General features: G+C 70.3%; 18 protein-coding genes and 2 pseudogenes. 8 read left to right on the forward strand and 12 right to left on the reverse strand.

Annotation, left to right across the window (positions count from 1 at the left end):
- Positions 1-332: 332 nt before the first annotated feature.
- Complete coding sequence (locus QF037_RS45255) at positions 333-1,343, reverse strand: hypothetical protein (RefSeq protein ID WP_307035718.1); 1,011 nt, start codon at positions 1,341-1,343, stop codon at positions 333-335.
- A gap of 242 nt (positions 1,344-1,585) precedes the next feature.
- Entirely contained in the window at positions 1,586-5,422 is a 3,837-nt protein-coding gene (locus tag QF037_RS45260; protein WP_307035720.1) for an nSTAND1 domain-containing NTPase, read from the reverse strand.
- A 266-nt stretch (positions 5,423-5,688) separates the two neighbouring features.
- On the opposite strand from QF037_RS45260, the gene QF037_RS45265 reads away from it, so the two are divergent.
- The 7 genes from QF037_RS45265 to ykgO all read left to right on the forward strand — a co-directional run bounded on the left by QF037_RS45265 (position 5,689) and on the right by ykgO (position 9,532).
- Positions 5,689-6,507, forward strand: a complete 819-nt coding sequence (locus QF037_RS45265; protein WP_307035722.1) for an NPP1 family protein — start codon at positions 5,689-5,691, stop codon at positions 6,505-6,507.
- A gap of 320 nt (positions 6,508-6,827) precedes the next feature.
- A complete protein-coding gene (locus tag QF037_RS45270; RefSeq protein WP_307035724.1) occupies positions 6,828-6,974 on the forward strand; it encodes a hypothetical protein in 147 nt (48 codons plus the stop codon).
- Between the two features lie 53 nt (positions 6,975-7,027).
- Positions 7,028-7,570: a DUF1360 domain-containing protein gene (locus QF037_RS45275; protein ID WP_307035726.1), complete on the forward strand. Its 543-nt coding sequence runs from the start codon at positions 7,028-7,030 to the stop codon at positions 7,568-7,570.
- A gap of 134 nt (positions 7,571-7,704) precedes the next feature.
- Positions 7,705-8,172: a DUF5709 domain-containing protein gene (locus QF037_RS45280; RefSeq protein ID WP_307037714.1), complete on the forward strand. Its 468-nt coding sequence runs from the start codon at positions 7,705-7,707 to the stop codon at positions 8,170-8,172.
- Between the two features lie 727 nt (positions 8,173-8,899).
- A complete protein-coding gene (gene rpmG, locus QF037_RS45285) occupies positions 8,900-9,064 on the forward strand; it encodes a 50S ribosomal protein L33 (protein ID WP_307035728.1) in 165 nt (54 codons plus the stop codon).
- Positions 9,065-9,111: 47 nt separating this feature from the next.
- Positions 9,112-9,372 carry a type B 50S ribosomal protein L31 gene (locus tag QF037_RS45290; RefSeq protein ID WP_307035730.1) on the forward strand — a complete coding sequence of 87 codons (261 nt, stop codon included), beginning with the start codon at positions 9,112-9,114 and terminating at the stop codon, positions 9,370-9,372.
- 37 nt (positions 9,373-9,409) lie between these two features.
- The gene (gene ykgO / locus QF037_RS45295) at positions 9,410-9,532 is read left to right on the forward strand and encodes a type B 50S ribosomal protein L36 (protein WP_046258531.1); all 123 of its coding nucleotides are present in this window, start codon (positions 9,410-9,412) and stop codon (positions 9,530-9,532) included.
- A 126-nt stretch (positions 9,533-9,658) separates the two neighbouring features.
- On the opposite strand, the gene QF037_RS45300 is transcribed toward ykgO, so the two are convergent.
- The 7 genes and pseudogenes from QF037_RS45300 to QF037_RS45330 form a co-directional block, all read right to left on the reverse strand.
- Entirely contained in the window at positions 9,659-10,069 is a 411-nt protein-coding gene (locus tag QF037_RS45300; RefSeq protein ID WP_307035732.1) for a VOC family protein, read from the reverse strand.
- A gap of 181 nt (positions 10,070-10,250) precedes the next feature.
- Positions 10,251-11,909, reverse strand: coding sequence for a catalase (locus QF037_RS45305; protein ID WP_373463901.1), 1,659 nt, complete (start codon positions 11,907-11,909; stop codon positions 10,251-10,253).
- Between the two features lie 258 nt (positions 11,910-12,167).
- Complete coding sequence (locus tag QF037_RS45310; RefSeq protein WP_307037844.1) at positions 12,168-12,416, reverse strand: hypothetical protein; 249 nt, start codon at positions 12,414-12,416, stop codon at positions 12,168-12,170.
- Positions 12,417-12,457: 41 nt separating this feature from the next.
- Positions 12,458-12,661: pseudogene (locus QF037_RS45315) on the reverse strand (FG-GAP repeat protein); the annotation flags it as partial.
- A gap of 63 nt (positions 12,662-12,724) precedes the next feature.
- A pseudogene (locus QF037_RS45320) lies at positions 12,725-13,108 on the reverse strand (hypothetical protein); the annotation flags it as partial.
- Positions 13,109-13,199: 91 nt separating this feature from the next.
- Complete coding sequence (locus QF037_RS45325) at positions 13,200-13,349, reverse strand: FG-GAP repeat protein (RefSeq protein ID WP_307035736.1); 150 nt, start codon at positions 13,347-13,349, stop codon at positions 13,200-13,202.
- Positions 13,350-13,655: 306 nt separating this feature from the next.
- On the reverse strand, positions 13,656-15,653 hold the full coding sequence (locus QF037_RS45330; RefSeq protein WP_307035738.1) for a GDSL-type esterase/lipase family protein: 1,998 nt from the start codon (positions 15,651-15,653) through the stop codon (positions 13,656-13,658).
- A gap of 358 nt (positions 15,654-16,011) precedes the next feature.
- On the opposite strand from QF037_RS45330, the gene QF037_RS45335 reads away from it, so the two are divergent.
- Positions 16,012-17,058, forward strand: a complete 1,047-nt coding sequence (locus QF037_RS45335) for a hypothetical protein (RefSeq protein ID WP_307035739.1) — start codon at positions 16,012-16,014, stop codon at positions 17,056-17,058.
- A gap of 105 nt (positions 17,059-17,163) precedes the next feature.
- Here QF037_RS45335 and QF037_RS45340 read toward each other — a convergent pair whose 3' ends face one another.
- From QF037_RS45340 to QF037_RS45350, 3 genes are all read right to left on the reverse strand, one after another.
- Entirely contained in the window at positions 17,164-18,036 is an 873-nt protein-coding gene (locus QF037_RS45340) for an alpha/beta fold hydrolase (protein ID WP_307035743.1), read from the reverse strand.
- 256 nt (positions 18,037-18,292) lie between these two features.
- Positions 18,293-18,649 (reverse strand): phosphatase PAP2 family protein, encoded by a 357-nt coding sequence (locus QF037_RS45345; protein ID WP_307037718.1) that lies wholly within the window; start codon positions 18,647-18,649, stop codon positions 18,293-18,295.
- On the reverse strand, positions 18,580-18,882 hold the full coding sequence (locus tag QF037_RS45350; protein WP_307035745.1) for a hypothetical protein: 303 nt from the start codon (positions 18,880-18,882) through the stop codon (positions 18,580-18,582). Before QF037_RS45350 ends, QF037_RS45345 begins: the two co-directional genes overlap by 70 nt.
- Positions 18,883-19,057 lie beyond the last annotated feature (175 nt).

Raw genomic sequence — 19,057 nt, forward strand, 5'->3', positions numbered from 1 at the left:
GGAACGTGCAGCGCTCAGGGACGCGCTGATGCGGAGCTGCCGGGGCGGCAGCCTGCGCCAGGCGGCTCGCGCGAGGCAATACGGCTGACACTACACACCTCGCCCAGGCCTTCGGCCAGCAGACCGTCCGCCAGGCGCCGACGTCCGCGACGCCAATACCAGCCGCATCCTGGCCGACCCCGCCGACGCGGCCACGCGGACCGCACCCAGGACAAGCGAGCCAGTGCGGATGCCCTCGCCTTCGCCACGACTGCGTAACCCGGCAGGGGCGTTGACACAGTCCGAACGCCGCTGTGCTTGAACAGTCAGGAAGGACAACCTCGGTGGGATCCTCAGGTCGTGGAGTCGCCTGTGGTCGCCGCGAGTCGCGGCGGAAGGCGAGTCCACAGGCGGTCGTAGAGGGCCGCGAAGGCGGTGGCCGTGAGGGGGAAGGTCAGGGCCGCGGCTGTGAGGATGCCGATGATGACGGGCGCGAGGATGCCGGCGTAGTACGCGGCGAAGAAGTTTCCCGTCGCCTCTTCGAGGAGGTCGCGCAGGAACGGGCGGACCGGCAGAGCCAGTTGTGTCGCGAGCCGGATGACCGTGGCGGTCAGTGCAGCCAGCGGCAGGGCAACCGCGAGGACGCGGACCGCGCCCGCACGCGTCCGTGTCGTCAGCGTCCACGAATGACGCAGAGCCTCGTGCGGGCTCAGGCCGGAGGCCGCGGCGGCGGGGGCGAGGGCAAGCGCGAGGCGGACCAGCACGGCGATGCACACGGCGACCGCCGGGGAGGCCGAGACGAGTGTGTAGGGCCATGATCCGCGGGCCAGGGGCAGGGGAGTGTCGAGCAGATTGCTGGTCAGACGGCGCGTCAGCTCGAAGGCGAGCAGCGGCGGGGTCCACACGATCAGGCCGCGCAGTACGTATACGGCGAGGATCGGTCGCAGTCGTGCGCTCGCCGCCGTAGGCAACCGGTCAGACTGCGGGGATCCTTGAGCCTCTGCTGCGACCGTTCGGGAGCACACACTTTGCAGGGCCGCGCTGCCCACTCCGAGCAGCAGCAGGTAGAGAGGGAGAGTCGCCAGAGCGACCAGTCCCAGATCGGAGTGATCGTGCGAGTAGGGGTCCTCGAGCTGGTGGTAGCGGATGCGTTCGCTTCGCATGTGGGTGACCAGAGGCCAGGAGAGGGCGAAGACCGTGGCGGTCGTCAGCAGCCCGGCGAGTGCGGTAAGGCTGACGGCGCGCACCGTCGCGGCCGTGAGAGTGCTCCGGTGGCGCAGCAGCACGGCGAACGTGGCGGCCACGACGCCGCGTTGTGTCCCCCCGAGCGACGAGGGGGCGGTGCTGTTGTGCTGTGGGGGCATGGAGCAGCCTTCTGTGCGGGCGGATGCGTTCCCACAAGGACGCTGAGCGGACCGGGTACGGTTCTCCGCCCATCAGTGGCGAGCTGGGTGACAACTTCGTCCTGACCCCGTCCGGGTGGCGGGGGCGATCCTCCCTGGATCTTGCGCCCGCTGCTCAGAGTGAAGAGCCGCACGGCGGGAGGCCGTTGGGCCTGTGCCCGGACAGGAGCTACGGGCGCTGGGGCCCTCCAGGTCCTGTAGCCCTACAGGGCCTGGCCGCACACCCTCCTGTGCCCCACCTCCGGCACATACGTCCTCCACTGCTCCCGCGAGAGGTTCGCCCCCTTGCCCGCCCGGGCGCACACCTGGGTGGCCGCCCGTTCGGGGTCGACCGCGTACCGCTGGAGGGGGACATGGGCGCTGCCCGCGTACAGGGTGCCGCTGTCGGCGCTGAAGGCGAGCGAGTCGATCACCTCGCCCGGGGTGGTCAGCGGGCCGCCCAGGGGCTGTTGGGTGGTGATGTCCCAGAGTTGGAGTGTGCCCGTGGTGCCCCCGACGGCCAGGGTCGCGCCGTCCGGGCTGACCGCCAGTGCGCTCACCGCTTCCGGTACTTCGCCCAGGGGAGCGCGGAAGACGTTGCGCAGAATGCCCGTACGGTCGTTCAACTCCCCGTCCCACAGCGCGACCCGCCCGGTCAGGTCGCCCGCCGCGAGGCGTGAACCGTCGGCTGCGAAGGCGAGGGCGCTGATTTGCTCGCCCTGGACGAGCCCTTTGCCGGTGACCTTCCCCGGGCGGAGATCCGCGGTGCGGTTGTCGCCGACGAGGAGGCTGCCGTCGGGGTGGACGGCCAGGTGGGTGCTGGTCAGGCTGGTGAGGACGGTCGTGCGGCGGCCGGTTTCGGTGTTCCACGCCTCGTCGACCGGTTTGCCGGGGACGGGCAGTCGGGCCGCGTAAAGGGTGCCGCCGCCCGGTCCCAACGCCAGGGCGGCCACCGGGGCGGCGGACTCGGGCGTCGCGAGTTCCAGGGTGGCCCGGAGCCGGTCACGGGTCAGGTCCCAGACCGTGAAGCGCTGGGAGGACACCTTCCGGCTGGGCGCCGAGACCCCGTACGAGAGTGCCTTGCCGTCGGGGCTGAACGCGAGGAGGGCGGCCGTGTGTGCCGGGTTCGCCGGGTCGGACGGGGCGGTCGGCACGGGCGGGGGAGGGGCGGGGAGCGTGCGCAGGAGGCGGCCGTCGGAGGTGGCCCGGAGTTCGAAACGGTAGCGGGCGTCGACGAGTTGGGCGGTCGCGTAGGTGCGGCCGTCCGGGCTGATGCGTACGGCCGTCATCGGGTGCGGGCGCCAGGCCGGCGTGACCGCCATGCCCAGTTCCAGGCAGTGGACGGCGCCGCCTTCGAGGTAGCGCAGGGCGGTCCGGCGGGCGGGGTCCCAGGAGAGGCCGTACAGGTGCTGGTTGTTGACGGGGTGCCGGAACACGGGGGCTGCCGGGTCCGACAGGCGCCACACCCGGATCTCCGCGCCGGCGTCGGTCGCCAGGAAGGTGCCGTCCGGGGTGAACGCGGCCTGTTGCGCGCCCGGTTCGTCGAGGCGGGCGACTTCGCGGGCGGACGCCGTGTCCCATACCGTCACACCGGAGGCCGAGAGCGCGGCGAGCCGGGCGCCGTCGGCGCCGAACACGAGGGCCGTCGCCTGCGCCTCGGCGCACAGGCCGCGGGTCCGTTCCCAGGGGCCGGGGCGGATGTGTCGGCCGGTGATGTCCCAGACCTGCGGGGACCCGCCCGCCGGGCAGACAGCGACCAGGCGGCCGTCCGCGCTCACGGCCGAAGTGACCGGGCCGCTCGCCACCCGGCCCCCGAACAGCACGCCACCGCCGGTGACGGACCGCAGGCTCACCCGGCCGTCGCCGGTGCCGCTCACGACGTAACCGCCCTCCGCGATATCGATGACGGAGGTGGCGGGGAGGGGGCGCGGGTCGCCGGTCCAGCGGCCGGTGGCCGTGTCCCACAGGCGGATGCCGTCGGCCCCGCCGACCGCGAGGACCCGGGCGTCGGGACCGGCGGCGAGCACCTCGCCGGCGGGGAGTCGGCCGGAAGCGGTGCGGCGGCTCGTGACCACGTCCCAGGTCCGCCAGGTACGGCCCTCGACGCTGAGCAGCGTGCGGCCGGAGTCGGCGAGGAAACGCTTCGGGTTGTCGCCCGGCGCAGGGTCGGTGAAGACGGCGTGTTCCACCTGGGCGAGGGAACCGAGCAGCGCCCGGCGGGCCTCCGGCAGCGGCGAGACGCGCCAGGCGGCGACGCCCAGCAGCATCGCGGTGCGCGGATCGGTCGTCCGCGTCGCGTCGGCGAGGTCGGCGATCCGGCGCGCTGCGGTGTCGGTGTGATGCCGTGTGTTGTCGACGCCCAGGTGCCAGGCGGCGAGCCCGCCCATCAGGGCCATCGCCAGCAGGGCGGACAGCGCGCCGACGAGAGCGCGGGTACGCCGGGCGGTACGGGCGGCGGTCCGGGCGTGCGCCGCGCGGGCCGCGAGTGCCGCGCCGAGGAACTCCCGCTCGGGCGGGGTGAGACGGCCCCGTTCGCCGGTCGGTTCACCGGCGAACACGGCCTCGGCGCGGGCCAGCCTGCTGCCCCGGATCAGCGCACCGGGGTCGCGGTCGTGCTCCAGCCAGAGCCGGGTCTCCTCGGCCAGCCGCCGGTGGTGGCCCAGCCACTCCCGGTCCTCCTCGATCCAGTCGCGCAGCCTCGGCCAGCAGGTGATCAGCGCCTCGTGGGCGAGCTGGACGCCGTTCTCGTCGGCGGTGAGGAGCCGGGCCCGGGCCAGGCGTTCCACCACCACGGGCACATGTCCGTCGGTCGACTCGGTCAGCTCGGCCCGGGTCAGCGGGCGCCGGGTGTCGGCGCCGCCCTGCCCCGGTTCGACCATCCGCAGCAACAACTGGCGGGCACTGCGGGCCTGTTCGGGCGTCAGCTGCCCGTACACCTCCTCCGCGCTCGCCGCGATCGCCCCGCGCACCCCGCCCGCCGCCTCGTACGCGGCCAGCGTCAGCAGCCTGCCCCGGCGTCGCCGCCAGGTCTCCAGCAGCACGTGCGACAGCATCGGCAGCGCGCCCGGCCGGCCGAGGACCTCCTCGACGATCCGTGCGGTGAGTTCCCGCTCGACCAGGAGCCCGGCGGCCGCCGCCGGCCGGGTCACCGCCTCCCGCAGCTCGTCCGCCGTCATCGCCCCGACCAGCAGCCCGGCACCGTCGAGCGCGGCCGCGAGCTCCGGCTGCTCGGCGCAGCGGGCGTAGAAGTCGGCCCGTACGGACACGAGTACACGCAACCGGCTGTCCGGGTTCCGGGCGGCCAGCAGGAGGTCGACGAACCGGCTTCGCTCGGCGCGGTCGTGGCAGAGGGTGAAGACCTCCTCGAACTGGTCGACGATCACCCATCTCTCCGGGGCCCCCTCCTTCGGGACCAGCAGGTGCCCGTACGTCTCGGCGGGCCGCTCCCCGGGCGCGAACACCCGCACCTCGACCGGCGCGCCAGAGCAGTCCGGGGCGTCCGGCGAGCCGGGGGAGTCAGGGGAGTCGGCCGCGACCGGGGCACCCTGGTCGGAGTTCCGTTCGCGGTCGCGGCTCTCCTGCTGGAGGCGGGGTATCAGCCCGGCCCGCAGCAGCGACGACTTCCCGCTCCCCGACGCCCCGAACACCACCGCGAACCTGTGCTCCCGCACCAGCCGCAGAAGCTCGCCGACCAGTCCGTCCCGACCGAAGAACAACTCCCGGTCGTCCGTATCGAAGGGGGTCAGCCCCCGGTAGGGCGCCGCGGTTGCCCCGTCCTCGTCGCGGGCGGTGGACGCGGCCTCCGCCTCGGCGTCCTTCCAGCGCGGTTCCCACGCACCCGGGTCGCCTCCGCACGCCCGCACATATCCCTGGACCACCGCGAGCGACGGCAGCCGTTCTCCGCGCGCCGCCTCGGACAGCGTCGCCGCGGAGAACCCGGCCGCCTCGGCCATCCGCCGGTACGAGGGTCCGCCCGCCGTCCGCCGAAGTTCCCGCAGCTCATGGGCGAACCGCTGCACCGGACCGGCCTGCGGGTCCACAGGTCTCTCGGGACGCCCCATGAGCTCCGCCCTCCCCATCCCCGTACAGCACAGGAGTCACATCACAGTCACATCACAGGGGAAAACGGGGCGTGCGCCATAGCTGTTCACAACGAAAACAACCGAAAACAGTCGGAGCGGCGAAGGCGAACTCCGGACGACGGAATTGAACGGCCTGATGAAAGGGGTGCCAGTCAACTTTCCGGCTGCCAGTGTCGGTCCCGCCACGCCGGACGACGGCACGACCGAGCCGTGTTCCCGGCACGACACAGTGGAGAGCACCCGCAATGTTCAAGGCATCCACGCACCACCGCACAACGTCCCGACTCGGCCGAGCGGCACTTGTCGCGCTCAGCGCCGGCGCGCTGACCGTCGGCGTCTCGACGAGCGCGAACGCCGCCATTCTGACCCCGCTGCCGTGGAACGCGAGCACCTTCCAGAACAAGTACATGCCGCTCTTCGACTACGACTCGGACAGCTGCTTCCCCGCGGCGGCCGTCGACGCGAGCGGAAAGCTCAACGGCGGTCTGGACAACACCGGGTCGATCACCGGCGGCTGCCGGACCAATCACCTCGGCAAGGCCAACACGTACTCGCAGAGCTGGTGCAAGGACGGCTGGTGCGCGTATGTCTACGCGCTCTACTTCGAGAAGGACCAGACGCTGGCCGGCGCCGACGCCTTCGGACACCGTCACGACTGGGAGTCCGTCGTGGTCTTCCAGAAGCAGGGCGAGGAGAGCCCCCGCTTCCTGTCCGCCTCCCGGCACGGCGGCTACAGCACCCACCCGATCAACGAGGTGCCGATGGGCAGGCTGAACGGAGAGTCGAGCTACAACCGCGTCGAGATCGTCTACCACAAGGACGGCGCGAGCACGCACGCGTTCCGCTTCGCCGCGTGGGGCGAGGGCCCGGAGGCGTGGGGCGACGGAGGCTGGGACCGCCCGGCCCTGGTCACCATGGAGAACATGGACAAGACACCGCGCGACCAGCTGTGGAACTCCAAGTGGGGCAGCGCCAACTTCCCGCTGACCGGCAACCTCCAGAGCAACATCAACAAGGCCCGGAACGCCGACAGCCGGGCCGCGGCCGCCATCCCCGCGTTCTGACGCGCGGGGATCACATCGGCGTACGGCCTGACGCAGATTCCTTTCTGTAGGCCGTCCTGAGCAGCCGCCGGTGGGACCAGCTCCCCGCCCCGTCCCACCGGCGGCACCGACTCGCCCGCCACCGGGGAGTTCGAAGTTTCCGTTGACAGCCGTACTCCTGCACCTCAGTCCCCGGGCTCCGTGAGGGAGGCCGAGCGGTTCGCCGCGCGCTCCCGTGCGTGCGGACGCCCAGGAACAGCCGAGCGGCGACACCGGCGGCCGTGGCCCACGAAGGGTCTGACGCTACGGGGGCCCAACAGCACGGCCAGCGCCACATCCCCATGCTGGACCGCCTGGCCGCCGGGGACCTGAGCACCTCGCACCTGGCCACCCACAGCGTGGCCCTGGACGAGGCGTCGCGCGGCTACGACATGTTCAAGCAGAAGACGGACGGCTGCGTCCGCGCGGTCATCCGCCCGAGCGTCTGAACCGCCGCCCACCACCGTGTTTGGTCCGTCGGCAGGGGGAGACCCGGCTGCGCATGACCACAGCGACCGAGAGCCGCCTCGGACGACGTGTGAGGGCAATCGTGCGACGCACGGGCCGGGACTACGCGGGCGCGCAGGACCGGCCCCTGGGCGGATATCTCACGACCATGGCAGGGTTCGGCGCCTACACGGCGGCCTGGGCGGCGGCGGTACGGCTGCGCGGACGCCCGGTGCCGGACAGGCCCGAGCCGTGGGACGTGGTCCTCACGTCCGTGGCCACGTTCCGGCTCAGCCGACTGCTGAGCAAGGCGTCGGTGACCAGTCCGCTGCGGGCCCCCTTCACCCGGTACGTCGGTACGCAGGGCCCGGCCGAACTGCACGAGGAGGCCCGGTCCGAGAACGGCAGGGACATCGTGGGCGAGCTGGTGACCTGCCCGTTCTGCGTGAGCGTCTGGGTCGCCTCGACGCTGACCGCCGGCCAGCTGCTGTGGCCGCGCGCGACGCGCACCGCCATGGGGGCGCTCGCTGCGCTGGCCGGGTCGGACGCGCTGCAGCTGGCGCACAGCGCGCTGGTGGACAAAACCACCGGCGAGTGAACCCTGGTGGGTCGGAACAGCCGGTGCCTCATCTTGGCGCGCACTCCCTCGCCCGCGCTCGTCCTCCATGTGTCATGCGCCGGGTACTCGGTACTCCGTACCCACAGATGATCAGAAACGTTCCGGAGGCGATCATGAGTGATCAGGACATGGCGGATGACGTCTACCAGCCCACGGGCAGCAACGAGGAACAGGAGGACGCGAACCCGCTGGATCTCCAGGACGCGGTGGACGAGCGCACTTACGACGATCAGTTGGACGAGGGCTATTCTCCGCCGGAGAGGCCTTTGGGCGTGACCAAAACGGGCACGACGGCGGCCGAGCAGTACGAGGGCGAGTCCTTGGATGACCGCCTGGGCCAGGAGGTCCCCGACGTGGAGGCACCGATGGGGGATGAGATCGGTGACCTGCCCGGCGGGGAGGGTGAACCCCTCGACCCGGAGGCCGGCACTGAGCGCGCCGGCCGCTTGGTGGCACCGGACGAAGGCGTGCGGGAGGACACAACCAAGGAGCTCGTCGCTGAGGATGAGGGTATCGACGGGGGAGCGGCAGGCGCGGAGGAGGCTGCGATGCACGTCGTACCGGAGGACCGGCTGCCGTAGCCGGATGCGCGGAGGAGAAGAGGCGCTCAGCGCGTGGTCGCTCACCGAGTGATCACTGGCCCGGGTGACCCGCCCCTGAGCGCTGGAGCGGAGCCGACCGCGAGTCGCTGTGATCCGCGGGGCGGAGCAGCGCATCCCGGGGTACCCCCTCGGACACGATCGACGCCCATCCAGGCGACGACGCCTTCTTCACCCGCGCTCTCACCCACTACGCCCGTCGGTGGGGCCCAGCGTCGGGACCCGGTCGCGGCCACCATGTTGAGCGGCCTGGCCCACGCGATGGGCCGCGCAGGCCGTACCGATCTGCCCCGCGATGTCCGCGACCGCGCCGAGCACCCCCTCACCGCCCGGCAAGCGGCCGCCTGGTGGCTGAACCTCTCCATCGGCTGTCGTCTCCGCGTCGGGAATGCCGGCGGGGGCGGGTGTGTTGAACGCGGCGTGGGAGTGAAGGGGACAGTGTCCCCGGGCCTCATCTATTGCCTGCGGGGACGATCGTCCGGCTGAAGCCCCGCAGAGCGTTTCGCCGCGTAGGCGACCGCCCTTCACCCCATGTTTCTTCGCCGTGGTCCAGGCGGGTACAGACGCCCGTCTTTGCCACGGCGCCGCACCGCTACAGCCCATACCGAGAGCGGTGACCGTCGGGAATGAGGCACAGGCCGACGTTGTTACAGAAGTCGTCTGACATGTCCGAGTCAATTAGCTCGGGCGGTGGAGGAAGGAACACCTCATGGCACGCAGCACCACACGCCCCGTCGTCAAGCTGAGGTCGACGGCCGGTACCGGGGTCACCTACGTGACCCGCAAGAACCGTCTGAACGATCCCGACCGCATGGTCCTGCGTAAGTACGACCCGCAGGTCGGCGCGCACGTCCTCTTCCGAGAAGAACGCTGACACCCGTCTTCGCGGCTCCCCGTCGGCAGCATCAGAAAGGCCACCCCATGAGGCACGGCATCCACCCCGAATCCCGCCCGGTCGTCTTCCGTGACCGCGCAGCAGGCTTCCACCTGCTCACCCGCTCCACCATCCACGCGGACCGCACGGTCCAATGGGAGGACGGCGGCACGTACCCGGTCGTCGACGTCGAGATCCCGTCGGCGAGCCACCCGTTCTACACCGGCACCTCACGGGTCGTGGACACCGCGGGCCGCGTGGAGCGCTTCCAAAGGCGCTACGGCGCCACCACTCCCGTCCGCGCCTGACAGCGGACCTCGTTCGATCCCCCGGGAGGAGACGGCTATGAAGGTGCGAAAGTCCCTGCGCTCGTTGAAGGCCAAGCCCGGCGCCCAGGTGGTACGCCGACGGGGCGTCACCTTCGTGCTCAACAAGAAGGACCCGCGCTTCAAGGCCCGCCAGGGCTGACGGTCTGAGCCGCAACACCGGCCCGGCACCGCAACTGCGGTGCCGGGCCGGACCGATGCCGTGCCCAGGACCGGAAGCGACGGGACATGATCGGCTGCGTCACGCCCGGGGGCATGACCCCGGGCGCTACCCCTGCGTGGGCCAGATGAGGCCCTGATCGGTCCAGACGACACCCTTGTTGCGGCAGAGGCAGAAGGGGTGGCCGATGGGGTCGGTGTAGACGCGGAAGCCGTAGCCGTCGGGATCGGTGCAGTCCTGCTGCAAGGTCGCGCCGAGGGCCAGGACGCGGCGCTGTTCGGCCTCGATGTCGTCGACTTCGAAGTCGAGGTGGAACTGTTTGGGATGCTCGCTGTCGGGCCACTGCGGGGCGCGGTAGTCATCCACCTGGACGAAGGCCAGTTCGAGCTCGCCGAACTGGATACCGGCCCAGTTCTCGTCACTGTCCTGCTTGACCGGCAGGCCCACCACCTCGGAGTAGAAGGCTGCCAGCTTCATCGTGTCCGGGCAGTCGATGATGAAGTCGGTTAGTCGTAGCATCCCGTGATCTTGCCACAAGATCAAATGACCCGGACTTCGAGACAGGTCCTGGCTCATTCCGCGTTCGGCGGCTTCCCGTGCCATCCCTTGATCTTCGCAGGGAATCCCGGCCTTCAGGCCGGGCGGGAAATGCGATCTTCGCGGCCTCCCCTCTTGGTGGACAGCCCGGCGGATCAGCCGGTCACCGGGTCACCACGTGCCGTTCGTCCGGTACGCAGTGCGTCATGGTCAGACCGGAGACGTCGCGGGGCGGGTTGTTCCCCAGGTGTTCCAGGCGCTTGCGGTCCTCGTCCGTCAGCGTCTGGTCCGCCAGTGGCTCCAGATGCGCTACGTCGGAGGGGGCGATGCCCAGCCCCTCGCCGACCCGCAGCCCGAGGTCGTTCTCCACCATCAGGAAGTGCCAGACCATGCGCTCTTGGACCGTGCGGTCGCACTGGGAGATCAGACTGACGAAATTGTGCACGAGGTCGTCGCGTTCCCACTCCTCCATCAGCAGGTAGCGCTGACCGGCCTGGAGGTAGTCGTTGGTGCGCGGGATCCGCTTGCGAGTCAACCGCCCCCGGATCTCGGGCCCTTGCTCGTCGTGGGTCGGGTACTGGGCCTCCCGCAGTCCTCCCGTGATCGACGGCTCGTAGTTGACCTCCGGGTTCTCGTTCGCCGCCCGGTTGTCGTACGCCATGAAGCCGTCGCGCTGGTTGGTGCGCACCTCCGCGTTCTTGGCCTGGTTGACCGGCAGCTGGAGGTAGTTCGGGCCGACGCGATAGCGCTGGGTGTCGCTGTACGAGAAGGTCCGCCCAATCAGCATCTTGTCGTCGGAGAAGTCGAGGCCGTCGACCAGGACGCCGGTACCGAAGGCGATCTGCTCGTTCTCGGCGAAGTAGTTGTCGACCGTGCGGTCGAGGACCAGGCGGCCGACCGGCTTGGGCGGGAACTCCTGCTCCGGCCACGTCTTGGTGTCGTCGAGCGGATCGAAGTCCAGCTCAGGGTGCTCGCCGTCCTCCATCATCTGCACGAGCAGCTCCCACTCCGGGTAGTCACCCCGGCGGATCGCCTCGTACAAGTCCTTGGTGGCGTGGCCGAGTTCCTCGGCCTGTACGTTCGCCGCGTCTTCCTCGGTCATGCTGCGTACGCCCTGTTTGGGCATCCAGTGGTACTTGACGAGGACGGTGCGGCCCTCGGCGTCGACCCACTTGTAGGTGTTCACGCCGAAGCCCTGCATGTGCCGGTAGTCCGCGGGGATGCCCCGCGGGCTGAAGAGGTTGACCAGCATGTGCATGCTCTCGGGGGTCTGCGACATGAAGTCGAAGATGCGGGCGGGCTTCTGTTCGTGGGAGACGGGGTCCGGCTTGAGGGCGTGGATGACGTCGGGGAACTTCACGGCGTCACGGATGAAGAAGACTCCCAGGTTATTGCCGACCAGGTCCCAGTTCCCGTCCTCCGTATAGAACTTCACGGCGAAGCCGCGCGGATCGCGGGCCGACTCGGAGGAGTCGCGGCCGCCGATCACCGTGGAGAACCGCACCGCCACGTCGGTGCGCTTGCCGCGCTCCTGGAATACCTTCGCCCGGGTGAACCGGCTGATCGGCTCGTCACCCCAGGCCCCGTACGACTCGAAGAAGCCGAAGGCGGTCACACCGCGCGCGTGCACGACACGCTCCGGGATCCGCTCGCGGTCGAAGTGGCTGATCTTCTCCAGGAAGTGGTAGTTCTCCAGGGTGGCCGGGCCGCGCGCGCCGACCGTGCGCTGGTTCTGGTTGTCGTAGACGGGGTGTCCCTGCCGGTCGGTGAGAACCGGGCGGGGGTCGTCCGAGGGGGATCCCATGCTCGATACGTCGGTCACGGCGTTCGGCTCCTTGCTGCGTTTCGGCGTGCCATGACGTGAGTCCCGGCACGCGTGCGGGCAGGACGGCGGAACTCAAGTACCCACGTGCCGGGCTCTCATCCAGGAGGGCCGACGGCAGGCGCGCGCAATCCCGGCGCGGAACTTTCCGGCCCGGGATCGACCGGCTCGCCCTCGTCGCCGGGCAGGCCGAGGCGGAGGCCTGCCCGACGACGTATTCCAGTTCCAGCAGTTCTACGACGGCCTGCGACTGCCTGATTACTTGCCGAGGAGGGATCCGAAGCAGGCGTTGTCCTGGGATGCGCCGAGTGCGGCGGCGCCGAACGACCAGGAACCGTTGGTCGTCACGCCCGACGCCGCGCCGTCGAGCACCCAGGCGAAGCCTGCGGAGTCGTTCTCGTAGGGAGCCGTGGTGACGAGTTCGGCCCGGCCGTCGCGGTCGGAGTCTGGTTGAACTTCTGCGAGTCGGCCGTCCCCAGTCCCCGTGCCGAACCGCGCAGCAGCCACACCACGCCTGTGTCCGCCAGGTCGCCGATGCTCTCGCCCGGGGAGCCGATCGCCAGGTCGAGGTAGCCGTTGCCGTTGACGTCGCCGAGGTTGAGGGCGGCACCGAACTGATCGCCGACTTCGGCACTGCCTCCGAGGCCGCCCCTGCCCTGCTCGAAAATCTGATCCGGCGTCTGGGGCTGGGAGCCGAACAGGCCGTCCGGGTGCCATAGCGCACGGAGACACTGCCCGCGGACAGGTCCCACTCGCCGTGTTCCAGGGTGCGGGGGTCGCCCAGCACGAGGTCGGGGTATCCGTCCTTGTTGATGTCACCGGAGGCGCCCACCGAGCCTCCGCCGAAGGGGCGGTCCAGGTCCAGTCCGTCCGCGGAACCGCGCAACAGCACCGACCTGAGTGGGCAGGCCGTAGAGCTGCTCGGGGTTCTCCGGTGTGCGAGAGGCGCTGAAGTCGTGCACGTAGACGGAGTCCTCCGCGTTGACGTGGGCCAGTTCCGGGCGCCCGTCGGCGTCGACGTCGGCGGCGGTGAGCCCGCTGCCGTAGGACTCCCTCGCGCTGGGCGCGCCCAGGGTGTTGCTCTCCAGCCACGAACTCGTGCCGGTCAGCCCGCGGGCCGAGCCCCACAGGACAGTGACGCTGCCGGCGACGACGGCGTCACTGATGTCCTCGCCGGGCACTCCCACGGCCAGATCGGCATATCCGTCCCGTCGAGATCCGCGGACGTGAGGGCCGCGCCGAAGGCGTCATGAGCCTCCGGGCTGCCGGGCACCCCGGCCGAACTCTGCGTCAGGACCACTTTCTTGGCGGTGTCGACGTCCTGGGTGAGCCGTAGAGCACGGAGACGACCCCGGCTTTCGGCTTGCCACCCACCGTCGCGGCGGGAGCCGCGGTCACCAGGTCCGCATAACCGTCGCCGTTGAAGTCGTCGTGGGCCACCGTGGTGGCGCGCTGGGCGCCCTGTGGCGCCCAGGCGGGCCCGCCGGCGATCGCGGTGCCGGTGACGCCGAGCAGGGCTACCGCCCTTGCCGCAGATGAGACCCGCGAACTTCAACAGAAGTTGTGCGCACAGCAGTTGCCGCCGCGTCCTGTGGCACGGCTGTGACAGTGGCCACGGATTGATGACACACCCGAGGCCATCAACGACAGCCCGTCGGGGCCGGGGCCGGGGCCGGGTCCGGGCCGTGCCCGCGCAGGCAGTGGAGGTGCCCTTGCGCGTCGCGGTCCGGCGGTCCCGGCCCTGCCTCACGTACCGATGCGCGCCGCGATGACCGGTGTCAGCCGGTCCGCGATGACGCGGTGTCCCTGGTCGTTGGGGTGGACCGAGTCCGTCAGGTCGCCCGAACCCAGCCAGCCGGTGGTGTCGACGAAGGAGACCCGGGAGTCCCCACCGTCGACGGCCGCCTTGACCGCCGCCTGGGTCTGCGGGACGTACCGGCCGCGGAAGGTCTCCAATGCGAAGATCCACGCCTGTGGGTACGCCGCGCGGACCTTGCGCAGCAGGCTGGTGTACGCCGTCTGGAACTGCGCGGAACTGACCGCGTGGCCCACGTCGTTGGTGCCGAGGTTGATGACGACCGCGTTCGCCTGGTAGCGGGAGAAGTCCCAGTCGGGGGTGTCCGCGTTCGGGTTGAGCTTGGTGAACTGCCGTTCCAGGCCGACGCATCCGTCCGCCGCGGCGACCAGACAGGCCCCGCCCTGGGCGATCTGGGTGTGCTCGGTGCCGAGCCGTTCCCCGATCAGCCAGCCGTACGCGGTGCGGGCGTTCTGCGACGACGTCGTCCCCACCGTGATCGAGTCGCCGATGAACTCGACCAGCTTGCCGGGCGCCGACGGTGGAGACGTCGTGGCGCCACTGTCGAGGACCAGTCCCTGAAAGACGGCGTCACCCCGGTAGGAACCGGCGACCACCTGGTAGTTGACCTGAAGGGTGTGGTTGCCCGCGGAGAGCGGGGAGGGCGTCAGGTTCACCGTTCCCTTGACGTCGTCGTAGAACTTCACCGGGCCGTTGTCGATCCGCGCCCAGAAGTCGATCGTCCCGCGCTGCTTGAGCTGGACGGTCCTGCCGGTGAAGCCGACCCTGTAGTAGGCGCCCGCCCAGTACGGGGTGTACGCGGTGGAGGTCCTGGTGTCCCAGCGGCCCACGAACTTGATGTTCGGGTCGCCGGGCTGACCGGGAGCGGCCGCCCGGGTGGACGCGGGGTCGCCGAGCCGGGCGGCGATGACAGGGGCGAGACGGTTCGCGAACTTGGTGTGGCCCGCCTCGTTGGGATGCCCGTTGCCGTCCTCGTAGTCGGTGCCGTCGGTCAGCCAGCCCGTGGTGTCGACGTAGTGCACCCCGCTGTCACCGGCGTTGGTGCGGGCGGTGACGGCCGCCCTGGTCTCGTTGACGTAGCGCTTCTTGAGCGTCTGCACGGCGAACAGACGCGCGTTGGGGTAGGTGGCGCGCAGGTCGGCGAGGAACTTGGTGTACGCCGACTGGAAGGCGGCGCCGGTCACTCCGTGGCCGATGTCGTTGGTGCCCAGGTTGATGACGACGGCGTCCGCCCGGTAGCGGGAGAAGTCCCAGTTCTGGCTGCCCGTGCTCGCCGTCCTGAAGAACTGCGTGCCAAGGCCCGTGCATCCGGACTGGGCGACGAGGCAGTAGCCGGACCGGGCGATCTGGGTGTGGCGCGCTCCCAGTTGCTCGCCGGTCTTCCAGGCGTACGAGTCCAGTGCGAGCCGGTCCGTGAGCGCGCCGGCGGTGATGGAGTCGCCGACGAACTCGACGAGCCGGGACGGGATGTTCGGTGCCACCGTGCGCGCACCGGGGTCCAGCACCAGGCCCTGGAAGACGGTGTCGCCGGACCGGTACGAAATACGCAGGGTGTGGGTGCCGGCGGACAACGGCTGGGGAGTGAGGTTCACCGTGCCGCGCACGCCGGGGTGGAAGACGTCGGGGCCGCCGTCGATGCTGGCGTACAGGTTGACCGCGTCTCTCGCCTTGACCTTCACCGTGGTGCCGGTGAAGGCCGTCTGCAGATAGGCGCCGGTCCAGGAGGGTACCGCCGCCGTGCCGGCGCTGGTGTCCCAGCGCCCGACGTAGCCGATGTTCGGGTCGGAGACCGAGCCGTCACCCGGCGCGGCCTGGGCAGGGGAACTCCCGGTCCAGGACAGCAGGCAGGCGACGAGAACGGCCGTGATGAGCGTGGGGAGGGTACGGGTGAGACGGCGTAAGCGGGTGGTGTGGGGGGTGGTCTGCACGGGGTTCCCTTTCGGCATGGGGTGGGAGCGCTCCCAGAGGCAGCCTTTCGAGAGAAGCAATGAAACGGTTCAGCGTCAAGGGTTCGTGTGAGGCGGGCAACTTACCGACAGGCAGTGGAAGTTGACCGACGCGGTCAGCCACGGTCAACGGCTCCAGCCCTGCCTGGCCCCGCCCCAACGAACCACCGGTAGATGCCAAGCCGAGACACCCTCTTCACAGAGCCTCAGTTGCCGCCCCGTGTCGCAAAATTGTTCGCTTCGGCACGCATGGACGCACCACGGATGGGCATCGGTCGCACGTGTCTCACTCCTTTTCGCATGCCTCTCCAGGCACCCGATCGATGAGGACGACGATCTGATGAGAAGACCCGGCTTACGAGCCGTAGTCGGTGTACTGACCTTGCTGTTGCTGCCGCTGTTCGGCCCGAGCACCGCTGCCGCAGCCAGGCCGCTGACCGACCCGGTTTCCACCGCACTACCGATCTCCTATCACGCGGACATGGCCGTGGACGCCGTGCACCGCAGGCTCTACATCGCCGACATCGTCACAGGTTCCGTACTGGTGACGGACTTCGACGGCAGGCTCCTCAGGACCCTGAAGAACAAGCCGGGCGCGGCGGATCTCGTGCTGTCCCCCGACTCACGCACGCTGTACGTGGCGCTCAGCGGCGGCGACGCGATCGCCGCCGTTGACACCGGCACGTATCGGGAGAAGGCCCGCTACGCCACCGGTGACGGAACCGCGCCGCTGCGGCTGGCTCTCGCGGGCGGCACCCTGTGGTTCAGCTACGGATCCGACTGGGACAGCAACATCGGCTCCCTCGACCTGAGCGGCGCCCGTCCGACCGTGCGGCTCGGTCTGGTGCCCTGGGGCACCTGGGCCGGCCCGCCGATGCTGCTGTCCTCGCCGTCCGCGCCCGGTGTGGTCATCGCCGGGGAGCAGTACCTGTCGTCGGCGAACGTGACGGTGTACGACGTCAGCTCGGGCGATCCGGTCGTGCGCACGAGTCAGGACAACCTCGGTGGTGTCGGCAGCGTCGTCGATCTCGCTCTGTCTCCCGATGCCGCCACCCTCTTCATCGTCGGGGGCTACCCGTACCACCACCTGGCGTTCCGGCTGGACGACCTCTCCGTGGTGCACACGTATCCCACGACCAACTACCCGAACGCGGCCGCGGTGTCCGTCACCGGTGAGGTCGCGGCGGGCATCGACAACTCGTACGGCCAGGACGTCTACCTCTTCCAGACCGGCGCCGACACACCGTCCCGAGTCATCGACCTGGAACCGGGAACCGGCCGGTGGCTACGGGCGCACGGCCTGATCTGGTCCCCGGACGGGACCCGGCTGTTCGCCCTGACCGGCGAGTACGGCGCGAACCTGACCCTGCACGTGATCCCGGCGTAGAAGCCGCGCACCCGCGTGTCCGGCCCGACACGGCGACGAGGACGAAGGACCGCTGCTGCGGAGTGCCAGTGGCGGTCCTGTCACACCCGGCGCCGGATCCGAGGCTCAACCGGCCGGAGCCGGGCGCAGGAAGTCGGTGAGTGCGTGGGCCAGGGCATCGGGTGCCTGTTCCGCGACATGGTGTCCGGAGTCGATGCCGTACCCACGCACGTCGGTGGCCCATCGCTGCCAGATCGCGAGGGGGTCGCCGTAGAGGTCCTCCAGGTCGTCCTTGAGGGACCAGAGGATCAGCGCCGGGCAGGTGACACGGGTGCCGGCTGCCCGGTCGGCCTCCTCGTGCCCGCGGTCCACGGTGAGGCCGGCCCGGTAGTCCTCGAGCATCGCCCGCACCACGTCGGGATCGCGGGTGGCCTGCCGCCACTCGTCGTAGTTCTCCTGACCCATGACCTCGGGTTCGCCGTGGTACCAGCTGTCGGGATCGGCGGTGATCACCCGCTCGGGAATGCCCGGCTGCGCGAAGAAGAACCAGTGCCACCACTGCGTGGCGAACTCGACCGTGATCCGCGACAGATGCTCCGTCAGCGGCAGGCAGTCCAGAAACGCCACCCGGGACACGGCGTCAGGGTGGTCGAGCACCAGGCGCAGAGCCACGCTGCCCCCGCGGTCGTGCCCCGCGAGCGCGAACCGACGGTGCCCGAGGTGACGCATGACGGCCACCACGTCATCGGCGACCGCGCGCTTGGAGTAACCCTCGTGATCCGCGGTGAACCGGGGGCCTCTGGAACGCCCGTACCCGCGCAGGTCCGGGCAGACCACCGTGTGTCCCGCCGCCACCAGTTGCGGAGCGACCCGATGCCATGTGGCCGACGTGCGGGGGTGACCGTGCAGGAGTACCACCGGCGGACCTTCGCCGCCGAAGCGAACGAAGATGGCTGCCTCCCCGACGTCGACCTGCGTCTCCTCGAATCCCTCGAACACCCCAGTTTCCTCCTTCGGCCCCGGCATACGCACCGCCGGCTCCTGCGGGGCGGCACGGCATGGGCCTTCCCGGTGCCCCGGACAGCAACTGGTAAGCGTGTGGCGGCAGGAGGAGAGGTTGGTTCTGGCGGCGACGGTGGCTTCGGGCGGTGAGCTTCCGCGGTCAGTCGCGGTCGCCGGGCCCGGCTGTCTCAGCCGCCCTCAACGGTCGGAATACGGTTCTCACCGACCGGCTCCGGGCTCTTGTCCACTGCTGTCACCGGGACTGTCTCCGCGGCAGGTGTGGAACTTGGCGCGTCAGCCAGGCGCTGAGCAGGCCGAGGGCTGCGCCGGCGGCGACGTCGCTGGAGTAGTGGGCGCCGGACTGCACCCGCTCGACGCTCACCAACAGGGTCGGGACGGCCAGCGTGATGCCGGCGGCCGGCCATGGCGGCGTGACGGCGGCGGTGAAGGCGACGGCAGCCGCGGTGTGTCCGGAGGGGAACGACGACGAGTCGGGACGGTCGTTGACCTCGTCGTGGGGGCAAACAACAGTCGCACTTTTTAGGCGAAAGAGGGCCGTATGCCGGTCCCTGTCGTGCAGACGCCGTCCGGTATGCGGCTGGTTGAACAGTCCTGTGCCGAGGTTGCTGGGCGGACGGTGGCGTACTGCCGTGTCTCGTCCGGTGACCAGAGGGCGGATCTCGATCGGCAGGTCTCCCGCGTCGTCCAGGGAGCAGGTTCGTACCCCTTCTTCTCGCCGTGCCCGGCCAGCCTGTCGGTGAGGACCTGCCCCACGCCGACGCCGTTACGGCTCAGCTCGTCATGGACGTGCTCGGCGAGCTCCACGTCGTACGCGTTCGGCACTACCACCCGGCTCCGACTGCACACCACGGCTTGGCTGTCGCACCGGACCGGGACGCGAAGGCAGGTCACAACCTGGCCGCCCTCGCGGCGGCCAACCGTGAAACGGGTACCGGAGTGGCCGGAGGCCCGGGCCCCACCCTGGCGGTGGTGCCGAAGCCTCGTGGAGCCGGGCAGA

The sequence above is a fragment of the Streptomyces canus genome (assembly GCF_030815415.1).
GTDB lineage: Bacteria > Actinomycetota > Actinomycetes > Streptomycetales > Streptomycetaceae > Streptomyces > Streptomyces canus_F.

Coding starts and splice junctions, on each gene's coding strand:
- QF037_RS45260 (WP_307035720.1), bottom strand. CDS start 5,422: ATGGGGCGTCCCGAGAGACCTGTGGACCCGCAGGCCGGTCCGGTGCAG.
- QF037_RS45265 (WP_307035722.1), top strand. CDS start 5,689: ATGTTCAAGGCATCCACGCACCACCGCACAACGTCCCGACTCGGCCGA.
- QF037_RS45335 (WP_307035739.1), top strand. CDS start 16,012: ATGAGAAGACCCGGCTTACGAGCCGTAGTCGGTGTACTGACCTTGCTG.
- rpmG (WP_307035728.1), top strand. CDS start 8,900: ATGGCACGCAGCACCACACGCCCCGTCGTCAAGCTGAGGTCGACGGCC.
- ykgO (WP_046258531.1), top strand. CDS start 9,410: ATGAAGGTGCGAAAGTCCCTGCGCTCGTTGAAGGCCAAGCCCGGCGCC.
- QF037_RS45290 (WP_307035730.1), top strand. CDS start 9,112: ATGAGGCACGGCATCCACCCCGAATCCCGCCCGGTCGTCTTCCGTGAC.
- QF037_RS45280 (WP_307037714.1), top strand. CDS start 7,705: ATGAGTGATCAGGACATGGCGGATGACGTCTACCAGCCCACGGGCAGC.
- QF037_RS45275 (WP_307035726.1), top strand. CDS start 7,028: ATGACCACAGCGACCGAGAGCCGCCTCGGACGACGTGTGAGGGCAATC.
- QF037_RS45300 (WP_307035732.1), bottom strand. CDS start 10,069: ATGCTACGACTAACCGACTTCATCATCGACTGCCCGGACACGATGAAG.
- QF037_RS45270 (WP_307035724.1), top strand. CDS start 6,828: ATGCTGGACCGCCTGGCCGCCGGGGACCTGAGCACCTCGCACCTGGCC.
- QF037_RS45255 (WP_307035718.1), bottom strand. CDS start 1,343: ATGCCCCCACAGCACAACAGCACCGCCCCCTCGTCGCTCGGGGGGACA.